Source organism: Micromonospora hortensis (genome assembly GCF_022230935.1).
GTDB classification, from domain to species: domain Bacteria; phylum Actinomycetota; class Actinomycetes; order Mycobacteriales; family Micromonosporaceae; genus Micromonospora; species Micromonospora hortensis.
Map to the genome: position 1 here is coordinate 414,868 of NZ_JAKKFE010000026.1, position 13,361 is coordinate 428,228.

11 protein-coding genes are annotated in these 13,361 nt (G+C 73.0%); 6 read left to right on the plus strand and 5 right to left on the minus strand.

Features of this window, described 5'->3' with window-relative positions; translation table 11 throughout:
* Nucleotides 1–44 precede the first annotated feature (44 nt).
* The 3 genes from NIE111_RS20405 to NIE111_RS20415 are packed head-to-tail and all read right to left on the minus strand — an operon-like array spanning nucleotide 45 to nucleotide 3,986.
* On the minus strand, nucleotides 45–1,853 hold the full coding sequence (locus NIE111_RS20405; RefSeq protein ID WP_238685889.1) for an ABC transporter ATP-binding protein: 1,809 nt from the start codon (nucleotides 1,851–1,853) through the stop codon (nucleotides 45–47).
* Nucleotides 1,854–1,894: 41 nt separating this feature from the next.
* On the minus strand, nucleotides 1,895–2,983 hold the full coding sequence (locus NIE111_RS20410) for a zinc-dependent alcohol dehydrogenase (protein WP_238685890.1): 1,089 nt from the start codon (nucleotides 2,981–2,983) through the stop codon (nucleotides 1,895–1,897).
* Nucleotides 2,976–3,986 carry a Gfo/Idh/MocA family protein gene (locus NIE111_RS20415; protein WP_238685891.1) on the minus strand — a complete coding sequence of 337 codons (1,011 nt, stop codon included), beginning with the start codon at nucleotides 3,984–3,986 and terminating at the stop codon, nucleotides 2,976–2,978. The genes NIE111_RS20410 and NIE111_RS20415 overlap by 8 nt, the downstream gene beginning before the upstream one ends.
* A 203-nt stretch (nucleotides 3,987–4,189) precedes the next feature.
* Here NIE111_RS20415 and NIE111_RS20420 point away from each other — a divergent pair, with 203 nt between their 5' ends.
* From NIE111_RS20420 to ctaD, 5 genes are all read left to right on the plus strand, one after another.
* The gene (locus tag NIE111_RS20420; protein ID WP_274531325.1) at nucleotides 4,190–5,197 is read left to right on the plus strand and encodes a glucosyl-3-phosphoglycerate synthase; all 1,008 of its coding nucleotides are present in this window, start codon (nucleotides 4,190–4,192) and stop codon (nucleotides 5,195–5,197) included.
* 23 nt (nucleotides 5,198–5,220) lie between these two features.
* A complete protein-coding gene (locus tag NIE111_RS20425; RefSeq protein ID WP_238685983.1) occupies nucleotides 5,221–6,360 on the plus strand; it encodes a glycosyltransferase in 1,140 nt (379 codons plus the stop codon).
* 84 nt (nucleotides 6,361–6,444) lie between these two features.
* On the plus strand, nucleotides 6,445–6,903 hold the full coding sequence (locus NIE111_RS20430; RefSeq protein ID WP_372488378.1) for a DUF4383 domain-containing protein: 459 nt from the start codon (nucleotides 6,445–6,447) through the stop codon (nucleotides 6,901–6,903).
* A gap of 149 nt (nucleotides 6,904–7,052) precedes the next feature.
* A complete protein-coding gene (locus tag NIE111_RS20435; RefSeq protein WP_238685893.1) occupies nucleotides 7,053–7,781 on the plus strand; it encodes an ATP-binding protein in 729 nt (242 codons plus the stop codon).
* Between the two features lie 125 nt (nucleotides 7,782–7,906).
* Entirely contained in the window at nucleotides 7,907–9,898 is a 1,992-nt protein-coding gene (ctaD, locus tag NIE111_RS20440; protein WP_238685894.1) for an aa3-type cytochrome oxidase subunit I, read from the plus strand.
* A gap of 64 nt (nucleotides 9,899–9,962) precedes the next feature.
* Here ctaD and NIE111_RS20445 read toward each other — a convergent pair whose 3' ends face one another.
* On the minus strand, nucleotides 9,963–11,111 hold the full coding sequence (locus tag NIE111_RS20445; protein ID WP_238685895.1) for a SigB/SigF/SigG family RNA polymerase sigma factor: 1,149 nt from the start codon (nucleotides 11,109–11,111) through the stop codon (nucleotides 9,963–9,965).
* 222 nt (nucleotides 11,112–11,333) lie between these two features.
* Nucleotides 11,334–12,776, minus strand: coding sequence for a hypothetical protein (locus NIE111_RS20450; RefSeq protein WP_238685896.1), 1,443 nt, complete (start codon nucleotides 12,774–12,776; stop codon nucleotides 11,334–11,336).
* Between the two features lie 145 nt (nucleotides 12,777–12,921).
* On the opposite strand from NIE111_RS20450, the gene NIE111_RS20455 reads away from it, so the two are divergent.
* Nucleotides 12,922–13,152, plus strand: a complete 231-nt coding sequence (locus NIE111_RS20455; protein WP_238685897.1) for a CDGSH iron-sulfur domain-containing protein — start codon at nucleotides 12,922–12,924, stop codon at nucleotides 13,150–13,152.
* The last annotated feature ends 209 nt before the right edge of the window (nucleotides 13,153–13,361 follow it).

Sequence of the window (13,361 nt, forward strand, 5' to 3'; positions counted from 1 at the left end):
CGCGCGGCCCGGCCGCCCGGCAAGTCGGCCTTCCTGGGGCGCGGTCAGCCGACCAGCAGCTGGTGGCTGGCGAGTTCCCGGTACAGCGGGTCGGTGGCGGTCAGTTCGGCGTGGGTGCCCACGGCCACCACCCGGCCGCCGTCGAGGACGACGATCTGGTCGGCGTCGACCACCGTGGCGAGCCGGTGCGCCACGATCAACAGGGTCCGGCGAACGGCCACGGCGTCGATGGCGCGGCGCAGCGCGACCTCGTTGCGGGAGTCGAGGTTGCTGGTCGGCTCGTCGAGCAGCAGCACCGGCGGGCCGGCGAGCAGCGCGCGGGCGATGGCCAGGCGCTGCCGTTCACCTCCGGAGAGCAGCACGCCGCCCTCACCCACCTGCACGTCCAGGCCCAGCGCGGTGCGCTGCGCCAGGTGGCCCAGGTTGACCTCGTCGAGGACGTCGCGCAACCGGTCGTCGGTGGCGTCCGGGGTGGTGATCAGCAGGTTCTCCCGCAGCGTGCCGGCCAGCACGGGAGCCTCCTGCTCGACGTAGCCGAGGCGGGCCCGCAGCGCGTCGCGGGGCAGGTCCCGTACGTCGGTGCCGTCGAGTCGGACCGCGCCGGCGCTCACCTCGTAGAAGCGTTCGACCAGGGCCAGCAGTGTGGATTTGCCGGCGCCGGAGGGACCGACGAGGGCGGTCCGGGTGCCGGCGGGGACCGCGAAGCTGACCTCGTGCAGCACCGGCTCACCGCCCGGGTAGCCGAAGCCGACCCGGTCGAACTCGATCATCGGGGTCGGACGGCGCGGGGTCGCCGTCGCGGCGGCGGACGCCGGGCGGTCGTCAGCGCCCTCCGCGGGCACGTCGAGGATCTCCTCGATCCGCTGGAGGGCGCCCAGGCCGGACTGCAACTGGGTGTACGCCCGCAGCACCTGACCCAACGGCAGCGCCAGCAGGAACAGGTACATGACGAACGCGACCAGGTCCCCGACGGAGATCGCCCCGGCGGCGACCCGCGCCCCACCGATGCCGAGCACCAGCAGGAACGCGCCCTGCACGGTTACCGAGCCGATCGGGCCGACCAGCGCCTGCACCCGGGCCACCCGCAGCCCCGCCGCGTAGGCCTCCCGCGCGCTGCCGGTGACGGTCTCCGTCTCCCGGCTCTCGGCGCGGCTGGCGCGGATGGTCCGGGCCGCCGAGATGGCCCGCTCCACCGCCGAGGTCATCTCGCCGATCCGCTCCTGGGCGACCCGGGCCAGCGCCCGGACCCGGCGGGCGAAGGTGGCGGCGAAGACCAACCCCAGCGCCACCCCGAGCAGGGTGACGCCGAACAGCAGCGGGTCGAGCAGCACCATGGCCGTGCCGGCGCCGACCACCGTCACCGCCCCGGTGACCGTCTCGAACAGCCCGGAGGTGACGACGGCGCGCAGCAGCGTGGTGTCCGAGCCGACCCGGGAGAGCAGGTCGCCGGTACGTCGGCGGTCGTACTCGGCGATGGGCAGCCGCAGCAGGTGACCGGCGAGCCGACGCCGGGTGCCCAGCACCACTCCCTCGGCGGTGCGTTGCAGCAGGTAGTCGCGCAGCCCACCGATCGCCGCGCCGAGCACCACCAGGGCCACCAGCACCGCCACCAGCCGGGACACGCCCTGCTCGCCGCCGATCCGCTCGAGCACCGAGCGGGTGAGCAGCGGTTGCGCCAACGACGCCGCCGAGCCGATCAGCGACAGCGCGCCCACCACCACCAGGGTGCCGCGGTGCTCCCGCAGGTACGGCAGCAACGCGGCCAGGCCGACCGACCGGTCCGCGGGCTTGTCGCCGGCCGGTCGGTCGGTCGAGGTGTCGCCGGGAACCGGCCGGTCCTGCACGGTGCTCATGTCGCGAACGGTAGCCGCCCCCGGCACGCGGCGACGGCGGGTCAGACGGCGAGCACCACCTGAAGCTCCTGGCGACGACGGTCGGCCAGGCCGGTCAGGAGGGCAGGCGCCTCGTCGAACGGCACCACCGCCGAGACGAGGTGCTTGCGGATCCCGTCGCCGTACGTCCTGAGCAGGTCGACGGTCTCGGCGGAGAGCCGTTCGCGGTCCCAGGTGGGTGCGAGCCCGCGCGGAACCCGGCCGATCTGGGCACAGCGCAGCGACAGCCCGTTGTGGTGGAACTCCTCACCGAGGCGGACCGCGTCCGCGCCGCCCTGGTAGAAGGCGAGGTCGATGACGGTGCCCTGGGGCCGCAGCAGCCGCAGGGCGAGGTGCAGCGCCCACGCCTGCCCCCGGCACTGGAACACCACGTCGGCGCCCCGGTCGCCGGCGGTGTGCGCCCAACGGGTCTTGAGCACCACCGCCGGGTCGTCAGCGTCGGGGTCGAGGGTTTCCAGGCCGAGCGCCTCGGCGACCTGGCGGCGATGTGGGGTGGGGTCGAGCACCACCACCGACGCTGCGCCGTTACGCCGGGCGAACAACGCCGTCAGCAGCGCCACGACACCGGCGCCGACGACGGCGACCCGTCGGCCGCGTACCCCGTCGCCGAGCGTGCGGACGTCGGTGCCGTGCAGGTCGGCGGCGGCGTGCAGCAGACCGTTGGCGCAGATCGGCCCCATGTGCGCGACGTAGACGCCGAGCAGCGGGTCCAGGTCGTCGGGCAGCGCCACGAACCGTTCGGCGACCGGGTCGGCCAGCCAGCCGGTGCGGTGCCCGTACGTCATCGCGCCGACAGTTCCCACCGCGACGGCCGGGGTCTCGCTCTCCACCACCCGGCCGACCTGCATGTAGCCGAGTCGGGTGACCGGGTAGGGCGTGCTGGCCGCGCCCGGCTGGAACAGGCCCAGGTCGGCGTTCCAGGTGACGTTCAGGTAGGGGTTCGTGCCCTTGACGTAGCTCAGCTCGGTGCCGGCGGAGACACCACTGAACAGCGTCTCGACCCGGAACGTGCCGGGGCGCAGCGGGGCGGCGTCCTGCTCGACGAGGTCGACCCGGCCGGGGCCGGTGACCACCACGACCTTGTCACGCATCGACTGACACCCCCGTCGCGAGCGCCGCCGGCGCGGTCGCGGTGGCGAGCCGCACCGTGGTGCCGGTACGGGCCGAGTCGGACACCGCGAGGGCCAGGCGCTGGGTCGCGAGGGCCTCGGCGTACGGGACTCGCACGTCGTCGCCGATGCCGCGGACGGCGTCGACGAAGGCGCGGTCCACCGCCACCCGGGCGGCTTCGGGGTCGGCCGGGACGTGCCGTTCGCCGTCGGCGTCGCGGATCGACAGCCCGTCCTCGGTGATCGCGAGGGCCAGCCCGTCGGCGAGGATCTCCAGGCCGGCGCGGTGCTTCCAGCCCAGGACGCAGGCGGCGCTGAGCGTGCCGACCGCGCCGTCGGCGAAGCGCAGCGCGGCGGTGGTCACCGAGTCGATGTCGGCGCCGTCGACCGGCGGTGGGGTGCCGTTGCCGTACGCGGTGACCTCGGTGACCTCTCCGGCCAGCACGCGGATCAGGTCGAGCACGTGCGCGGCCTGCTCGACCACGGGCCCGCCGGAGCGGTCCCGCCGCGACCACCACGCCACCGGCGGCACCTTGTCCAGCCAGGCGCCGCTGACCATCCGTACCGGACGGTCGGCGAGCAGGTCGCGGGCCTGGTCGAGCACGCTCAGATAGCGCCAGTGGTGGCCGACGGCGGTGCGCAGCCCACGCCGCGCGACCAGGTCGGCGATCCGCTCGGCGGTGCTCAGGTCGACAGCGACGGGCTTCTCCACGAACATCGGCAGCCCGGCCTCGATCACCGCCTCCTCAGCCGGACCGTGCGCGAACGGTGGCACGCAGACGTACACGGCGTCCAGATCGACGGCCAGCAGCTCGGCGACGTCGGCGCAGGCCCGCCCACCGTGCTGTGCGGCCAGCGCGGACGCGGCCTCCGGCGCGACGTCGGTGACCCCGACCAGCTCGACGTCGTCGAACCCGGTCAGCACCCGCGCGTGACGCTGTGCCACGCCGCCGGCCCCGACCAGACCCACCCGGCATTTCCGCATCCCGACACCCCTTCGAAGACGTTTCATGTGCGATGGGAGCAGTCCCCTGGGCTGTGCGCAATCAAACGTTCATCCCCCGGGAACGAATTGTCGTCACCTCTGTGATCAAGCTGTTGCCGAGAATGCGGTTAGCGCGTGACGAGAAATGGGAACAACCAAATTCGGTTTTTCCACGCACGAACGGAGGGGTGCCCGTGCGGGATATGACATCGAGTGTGTCGCCGGTGGTGGAGGCGTGGGCCACGTACCGGACGACATCCGCGGCGGACTGGCCGACCCGTCGGCTGATGCGCGCCAAGGGTGAGACCCGGGTCAGCGTGGTGCTGCCGGCGCGCAACGAGGAGGCCACGGTCGGCGCGATCGTGTCGACCATCCGGGAGCACCTGATGGATCGGGTGGCCCTGGTCGACGAGCTGATCGTGGTGGATTCCCGCTCGACGGACCGGACCGCCCAGGTGGCCCGCGCCGCCGGCGCGGAGGTGGTCAGTCAGGACGCGATGACCCGGGGGTTGCCCCGGCTCACCGGCAAGGGCGACGCGCTCTGGGCCGGGCTGGCCGCCGCCGAGGGAGACGTGGTGGCGTTCATCGACGCCGACCTGCGGGAGTTCCGACCGCACTTCGTGAGCGGGCTGCTCGGCCCGCTGCTGACCGACCCGTCGGTCGATTTCGTGAAGGGCTTCTACCACCGGCCCCTGGTGGGCACCGCCAGCGTGGAGCAGGACGGCGGAGGCCGGGTGACCGAGTTGATGGCCCGGCCGCTGCTCAACCTCTTCTGGCCCGAGCTGGCCGGCTTCGTGCAGCCGCTCGCCGGTGAGTACGCGGCTCGCCGGGACGTGCTGGCCCAGGTGCCGTTCGTCTCCGGGTACGGGGTGGAGACGGCCATGATGATCGACCTGCTGGACCTGGTCGGTCTGGACGCGCTGGCGCAGGTCGACCTCGGTGAGCGCAAGCACCGCCACCAGGACACCGCCGCCCTGGGTCGGATGTCCGCGCAGATCATGTTGACCGCCTGGTCCCGGCTGCAGCGGCGCGGGTGGGCGACCCCCGGGTTCACGCCGGAGGCGTTGCTGACCCAGTTCCGTCGCGGTGGTTCGGACACCCTGCCCAACCTGGACCGCGAGATCGTGGTCAGCGACGTGTCGATCGAGGAGCGTCCGCCGTTGGCCGAACTGCGCCACCGGGTGCCCCGCCGCCGGGTGGCCGCCGCGTGAGCGCGACGAGCCTCACCGTGCTGATGAACGCCGGCCCGTGGCTGTCGGTGCCACCGCCCGGCTACGGGGGCATCGAGAACGTCATCGCCACGCTGGTGCCGGAGCTGCGGCGACTCGGCGTACGGGTGGTGCTCTCCTCGGTGGGCAGCAGCACCCTGCCGGTGGACGAGCAGCTCTCGGTGTTCGCCGACGGGCAGTTCGCCGCGTTGCAGCGGCCGTACAACCAGGTCTGCGGGATCGCCCAGGCGCACCTGGCCGGGGTGGTCCGGGAGCTGCACTCCCGCGACGACATCGACTTGGTGCACGATCACGTCGAGGCGGTCGGCCTGGCCACCCTCGCCGCGATGGGGCCGGCCGGACCGCCGACCCTGCACACCCTGCACTGGGACCTGGCCAAGCATCCGGCGCTCTACGGCAGCCTGGACGGCGGCGACCGGGTCCGGGTCAACGGCGTCTCCGCGTCGCAGCTGGCTCGCGCCCCACTGGCGCTGCGGGAGCACTCGGTGGGGCACGTGCACCTGTCCACGCCGCTCGCCGTCGACGCCGACCGGCGGCCCCGACCGGACAAGGGCGAGCACCTGCTCATCCTGGGCCGGATCAACCCGGGCAAGGGGCAGGACGTGGGCGCCCGGCTCGCGCACCGGGTCGGTATTCCGCTGGTGCTGGCCGGCCCCGTCGGGCCGTACCATCGGCCGGCCGACCTGGCCGCGGCCGGCGACGAGGCCCGGCAGAACCCGGACGTGCGGTTCTTCCTCGACGAGGTGGCACCGCACGTCGACGGTGACCTGGTCCGCTGGGTCGGCACCGTGGCCGGCCAGGAGCGCGACGACCTGCTCGCCAGCGCCCGCGCGTCGTTGTTCCCGCTGCGGTGGGAAGAGCCGGGCGGCACTGCGGTCGTCGAGTCGCTGGCCCTGGGTACGCCGGTGGTGGCCACCGCCCGGGGTTGCCTGCCGGAGCTGATCGAGCACGGCCGCACCGGGCTGCTCACCACCGACGAGGAGGAGTTGGGCGACCTCGTCCTCGCCGCCGAGTTGCTCGACCCCGACGAGTGCCGGCGGGTGGCCGCGCAGCGTTTCACGCCCGCGGTCATGGCGCAGCGTTACGTCGAGCTGTACGAGCGGGTCCGGCAGTCGGCGAGCGTGCCGAGGTTGCTGCCGGCCTGACCGACGGCGGAGCCGGCCGGTTTGCCGGTCGCGCCAGCGGGTAGCCGGCAGCGCTCATGCCCGCCGCGCGACGAGGAGCCGGGAATGGTCGGACCGATGGCGCACTCGCGGGCCCGACCGAACCCGGCCGACGGCAAACCGCCGGTCCGTCGCGCGGCGGCGACGGTGGGGGTGCTGTTCCTGCTGGTCGGCGTGCTCGGCTTCGTGCCGGGGATCACCACCGGCATGGACGCGCTGCGCTTCGCCGGCCACGACTCGGGCGCGTTCCTCTTCGGCGTCTTCCAAGTGTCGGTGCTGCACAACCTGGTGCACCTGGCGTACGGGGTGGTGGGTCTGCTGTTGGCCCGGACGGTCACCGGCGCTCGGGCGTTCCTGATCGGCGGCGGCGCGGTCTACCTGGTGCTGTGGCTCTACGGGCTGGCGGTGGATCACGACACCGGGGCGAACGTGCTTCCGGTCAACGACGCCGACGGCTGGCTGCACCTGGGGCTCGGCGTCGGGATGATCGCACTGGGCCTCCTGACCGGCCGACCCCGTCGCTGACCGCCGAGCCCCTGCCAGACCGGCCGATCGCGTCCGTGACCTGGGTGTTGCGCACCGTGACCTGCGTCGCCCAGCCGTCGGTCCCGGTTTCGTCGGGAGCGGCCTCGGGTAGTTGGCAGATCCCGACCCAGCAGCGAATTGAGGCGCCGATGTCGAGCGGGATCACCTGCGAGGTGCGTACCACGGCACCGGTGGCGGTCGTCCGGCTCACCGGCCCGCTGCACCTGGGCACGATGCGCTCGGTGCACCGGGCGCTCAGCGACGCGCTGGTCGACCAGCCGGAGGCGCTGGTCGTCGACATGGCCGGGGTGAGCGTGGAGGACCGGTTGGCGCTGTCCGTGTTCGCCGCGACCGCCCGCCGGGCCGAGGAGTGGCCGGCGGTGCCGGTGCTGCTCTGCTCCCCGTCGCCGGTCGCCGCACGATGGCTGGCCGAGTCGACCACGTGCCGGGTGCTTTCGGTCTCCGCGGATTGCGCGGAGGCGACCCGGTTGGCCGGCACGACGTCCACGTTGCGGATGCGGGCCCGGCTGGAGCCGGTAGCCGGGGCCTGCCGACGGGCCCGGGAGCTGGTCACCGAGGCGTGTGCTCGGTGGAACCTGCCGGACGCGTCCGGCCCGGCCGCGTTGGTGCTCAGTGAGCTGGTGGGCAACGTGGTGCGCCACGCCGGCACGCCGATGCACGTGACGGTGACCCTGCGCCGGCCGTATCTGCACCTGGCGGTGGTGGACGGCAGCAGCGCCCAGGCCCGTGCGGGCGGGACGGACCTGCACGCCGAGGGTGGGCGAGGGTTGATGCTGGTCCGGGAGCTGACCCAGCGGTGGGGCAGCGTGCCGGCCGGTCAGGGCAAGGCCGTCTGGGCGATGCTGCCGGCAACCTGAGCGTTCGAGGCGCTTGCGCCCGGTACCAGCGTTCTGACCGAATTTACCGCTCTGGCCTGGTTACATGGTGCGAGGGTCGGGTAGGCACGCCCGTCCTTTCTGCCGTCACGACGGGGTGAGCAGCCATGCCCAAGCGGGTAACCACGGAACCCGGTCGCGATCGGGGCCCGGCGATCCTGGCACCGGCACGTTTCGGGGGCTTCCCGGGAGCGGTACGGGCGCCGATCCCCGGCAACTCCCTGATCAAGTTCCTCGCCACCACCGACCACAAGCAGATCGGCCTGCTGTATCTGCTGACCTCCTTCGGGTTCTTCCTGCTGGCCGGTCTGGAGGCGATGCTGATCCGGGCCGAACTGGCCCGCCCGGGGATGCAGTTCCTCTCCTCCGAGCAGTACAACCAGCTCTTCACCTCGCACGGCGCGGTGATGCTGCTGCTGTTCGCCACGCCGGCGGCGTTCGGGTTCGCCAACTACATCGTGCCGATCCAGATCGGCGCGCCGGACGTGTCGTTCCCCCGCCTCAACGCGCTCGCCTACTGGCTGTACCTCTTCGGCGGCCTCATGGTGGTCGGCGGGTTCCTCGCCCCGGGCGGCTCGGCGGACTTCGGCTGGACCGCGTACGTCCCGCTGAGCAGCGTCGAGAACAGCCCCGGCGTGGGTGCGAACATGTGGGTGCTCGGCCTGGTCGTCTCCGGGCTCGGCACCATCCTCGGCGCGGTCAACCTGATCACCACGATCCTCACCCTGCGCGCGCCCGGCATGACCATGTTCCGGATGCCGATCTTCACCTGGAACATGCTGTTCACCAGCGTGCTGGTGATCCTCGTCTTCCCGCTGTTGGCCGCCGCGCTGCTGGCGCTCTCGGCAGACCGGTTGCTCAACGCGCACGTGTACGACGCGGCCACCGGCGGCCCGATGCTCTGGCAGCACCTGTTCTGGTTCTTCGGCCATCCCGAGGTCTACATCATCGCGTTGCCGTTCTTCGGCATCATCACCGAGATCATCCCGGTCTTCTCCCGCAAGCCGCTCTTCGGCTACACGGGGATCGTGCTGGCCACCATCGCGATCACCGTGCTGTCCATGACGGTCTGGGCGCACCACATGTTCGCCACCGGCCAGGTGCTGCTGCCGTTCTTCAGCATCCTGAGCTACCTGATCGCGGTGCCCACAGGCGTGAAGTTCTTCAACTGGATCGGCACCATGTGGAAGGGCCAGCTCACCTTCGAGACGCCGATGCTGTTCGCCATCGGCTTCCTGGTCACCTTCCTGCTCGGCGGCCTCACCGGCGTCCTGCTGGCCAGCCCGCCGGTCGACTGGCACACCCACGACAGCTACTTCGTGGTGGCGCACTTCCACTACGTGGTGTTCGGCACAGTGGTCTTCGCCCTGTTCGGCGGCTACTACTTCTGGTGGCCGAAGATGACCGGGCGCCTGCTCGACGAGCGGCTCGGCAAGGCGCACTTCTGGACCATGTTCATCGGCTTCCACGGCACCTTCCTGGTGCACCACTGGCTGGGCAGCGAGGGCATGCCGCGTCGGTACGCCGACTACCTGCCCACCGACGGTTTCACCACCCTGAACACGATCTCCAGCATCTTCGCGTTCATCCTCGGCCTGTCCACCCTCTTCTTCATCTACAACGCCTGGAAGTCCTGGCGGTACGGGGCGGTGGTGACGGTGGACGACCCGTGGGGCTTCGGCAACTCCCTCGAATGGGCCACCAGTTGCCCGCCGCCGCTGCGCAACTTCGACCGGATGCCCCGGATCCGCTCCGAGCGCCCCGCCTTCGACCTGAAGTACGGCCCGCTCGTCGCCGATCTGGGCCGCGACCTGCCGCAGCGCACCACCAAGCCGCCACAGCAGTTCGCCGAGGAGTTCCGGATGGAGCACCACGCCCCGGAGTCGCCGTCCGCCGAGGGCGCGCACGGCGCCCGCGACGCTGTCGACTACCAGCCGGCGCCGCGCTCCGGCGCCCGGCCGGTGGACGTGCCGGAGCCCGAGGGCGTTCGCCGGCCGAGCTTCGAGCAGAGCGACCCACCGCAGGACGCCGAGGACGCGCCGAAGCCGCACGAGCGCTGGCGCCACCCGCACAGTGACGGCAACCCCGAAGAGCACTGACCGGGGGTACGCGCGGAAGGGCCGACACCCCGCGGGGTGTCGGCCCTTCGCTTGTCCGTGTGCGTCAGTCCCGGGCCGGCGACAGGCCGGCGGCGGTGAGCGAGCGGCGTACCGCGGGCTGGACCCGGGTCAGCCGCAGCGGCACCCCGGTCCGCTCCGCCGCGTCCCGACCGGCCATCAGCGCGGCGATCCCACCGGCGTCGAAGCCACCCGCGCCGACCAGGTCGACGACCACTTCGCTGGGCTGGCCGGTGACCGCCTCCAGCATGGCCCGGCGCAGTTGGTCCGCGCCGTCGCGGTCGATCTCGCCGCCGACTTCGACCACCACGGAGTCGCCGTTCTGTTTGACCGAGATCCGGGTCTTGCCCGGGTCGGGTTCGGCGGCGCCGTTCTGCCAGGGCGGCGGCGCGTCGGCGAGCATCGCCTGGCGCAGCCAGGTGAGTGCCCGCGACAGCAGCCGGGACACGTGCATCTGCGAGATGCCGAACCGGGCGGCGATCTCCGCCTGGGTCTGGTTGCCGTAGAAGCGCATCGCGAGGATCCGGCGTTCACGCCAGGGCAGTCGGTGCAGCAGGCCGCTCACCGTCACCCGGTCGTCGACGGATTCGAGGGCGTTGTCGGACTCGCCGACCAGGTCCCCGAACTCGGCGGAGCTCTCCCCACCCACCGGCGCGTTCAGCGAGGCCGGGCTGTAGCCGGCCGCCGACTCCAGGGCGGCGAGGATCTCCTCCTGCGGAGTCTCCAGTCGGGCCGACAGCTCGGCCACCGACGGGGCCCGGGACAGCTCGCTGGTGAGGGCGGCGGTGGCCTGCCCCACCTCGAGGATCAGGTCCCGCAGTCGGCGGGGCACGTGCACACCCCAGGTGCGGTCCCGGAAGTGCCGTTTGATCTCGCCCACGATGGTGATCGCGGCGTACGCGGTGAACGAGCCCCGTTCCGGGTCATAGCGGTCGACGGCGTTGACGAGCCCCAGCCGGGCCACCTGCTCCAGGTCCTCCAGTGGCTCCCCGCGTCCCCGGTACCGGCGGGCCAGCCGGCCGGCGAACGGCAGCGCGAAGCGCACCAGGTCGTCCCGGGCCTCCCCCCGCCGCTCCGGCGGCAGCCCGGCGATCCGCGCCGCGTACGCCATCGCCGCCGCGTCGAGATCCTCCAGACCTCGATCGTTGGGTGGTGGTGGGGTCGTGGTCGTGGTCGTGCTCGTCTGTCCGAACATCCGCGCCTCCCTCAGGAAGGTCCCCCGCCCGGATCGGGAAACCGGTCGTGCGCGTGGTCGAGCCACGCACCGGGCCGGAAAGTGGGTCAGTGACTGGGATGCCAGCGGGCGACACCGCATGTGCGCAGCGCAATCAGGCCGTCGCAGCCAGCGATGTTCCCGCTCCGTAGGTACTCAATCACGGGACCCCGGGTTCGCGAGGATGTTTCGGCGTGCTCCGTCTCAGGAGACCAACAACCCCTGGTGGCCGCCGCTGTCGCGGAGCACGGCCAGTGCCTCGGCGACCCCCAGCGGGGGCGGCGCGGGCAGGTCGTACGGCTGGGCGCGCAGCACCTCGGTGGCCCGGCGGGTGGGCACCGAGGTGACCGGGTAACCCCGGGCGGTGGTGCGGTCCAGCGCCCGACGCCGCCGGCCGAACCCGGCCACGGCCAGCCACTGCGGCAGCCCGGCCAGCGCGGGTGAGCGCACCCCGGGCGGCTCGGGCAGCACGTCCACCGAGCTGAACGCCTCGCTGCCGGCGAGCCACCACTCGGCCTCGTCGACGTTGCGGCGGGTGGCGTTCTCACACCAGTACGGCACCAGCCCCGCCCGCACCACCTGCCACGGGTCGAGCAGTCGACCGCACTCCACCACCAACCGGTCACCGGTCTTGCCGGCGCGCCGCAGCCACCGCCGGTACAGGTCGGCCACGCCCGCGCTCAGCGCCGCCGGCCGGGGCACCAACACCCGGTGCAGCGGGTGCTGGTGCCGGGTGGACCAGTCCCGCGCGGCCAGTTCGAAGCCCGAGTCGACGCCGTGCTCGGCGTACGCGGAGGGCACTGTCACCTCCGGCGGCTCCCACCGGGTCGCGTCGCCGCCGGCGGAGCGCAGCACCTGCCGCAACGCGTGGCTGTCCGGGTGGAAGTCCACCGGGTCCAGCCCACTGCCCGGGCAGCCGACCTGGAAGCTGTGCCCCGGTCCACGCTCCAGCGCCGGCCAGGTGCGCGCGTCGCGGACCAGCAGCACGGGGGCACCCGGCAGCAGCAGGTCGGCCAGGAACCGCGCGTACGCGGCCGGTAGGGCCCTCCACGCGGCGGTCAGCGACACGGTCGCCCCGGTCAGCGCGCCCCGGCTGGCCGGGCAGTGCACCTGGCGCAGGTGCAGGTCGGCGTTGCCGGCGAGCAACCGGGTGGCGAGTGCCGCGCCATGCTCCGCGGCGTCCGCCGGGCGGTCCACCCCGCCGTCGGACCAGTGCGCCGTCATCTCGAAGCCCGCCGGCAGCCACGGCACGCCGAGGGCCACCGCGAGGTGCGCGGCCGCGCCGTGCGGAGAGCCGATCAGCACCCCGGGGTAGCGGCGACGGGGGTACTGGTCGACGAACCAGCGGGCCACCCTCGCGGCGTCCACCTCGTCGATCTGGGCCACTGTGAGCGCGACCCGGCCGGCGGCGCGGGTGACCGCGGCACGACGTACCGGCTCGGGGGCGCCGGGGAACCGCGACGTCGGCCCGGTGTGCCCGAGGTCGGCGCAGTCGACCCCGCGCAGCGCCCGGGCGGTGGCGGCGACCAGCACCCGGGCGGAGCTGCCCGCGGCCACGACCCGGTCGCCGGCGAGACCGGCGCCATCGGCCGTGAGCCCCTTGTGCACCTTGTGCACCGGCCCCACCTTGCCTCGTTCGCTCACCACGCGGCCCGGCTTCCCGTCCCGATGGGGTTCAAACGGGGCATCACCCACCCGGCGGCACATTCCGCTGGTCAGCGGGGTGCCCCGGTCATCACCGGCGTTCGGCGGCGCGGGTTTCGCCAGGGCCAGGACGGGCACTTCCGGGGCCATGCGCACCGACGACACCAGCGAGCCAGCCGCCGCCACGATCACCCCGTACGAGGACGGACCGCTGCTGGTCCGTGGCGACTTCGCGTTGGTCACCCCGGACGGGGAGCAGATCGATGCGCGGCGGGGCACTGTGGCGTTGTGCCGGTGCGGAAAGTCGGCGCTCAAGCCGTTCTGCGACGGCACCCACAAGGCGATCAACTTCCGCGCGGGCACCACCCGCGAGGGCTGACCCCACGTCGCCGCGGCAGCGTGCGGGAGGACGCGGAGGGGCCACACCAGAGGCACGTCCCCTTTGCTCTGCACCCGCCCATGCGCCAGTTACGGACCGTGCGTGGTGCGCGGGCGGGTGCAGAGCAAAGGACGGACCGGGCACGGCAGGCCCCACCCGACAGCCGGGCGTCTATGCCTGCCGACCCCATACGCCCGCGCGTGATCCGA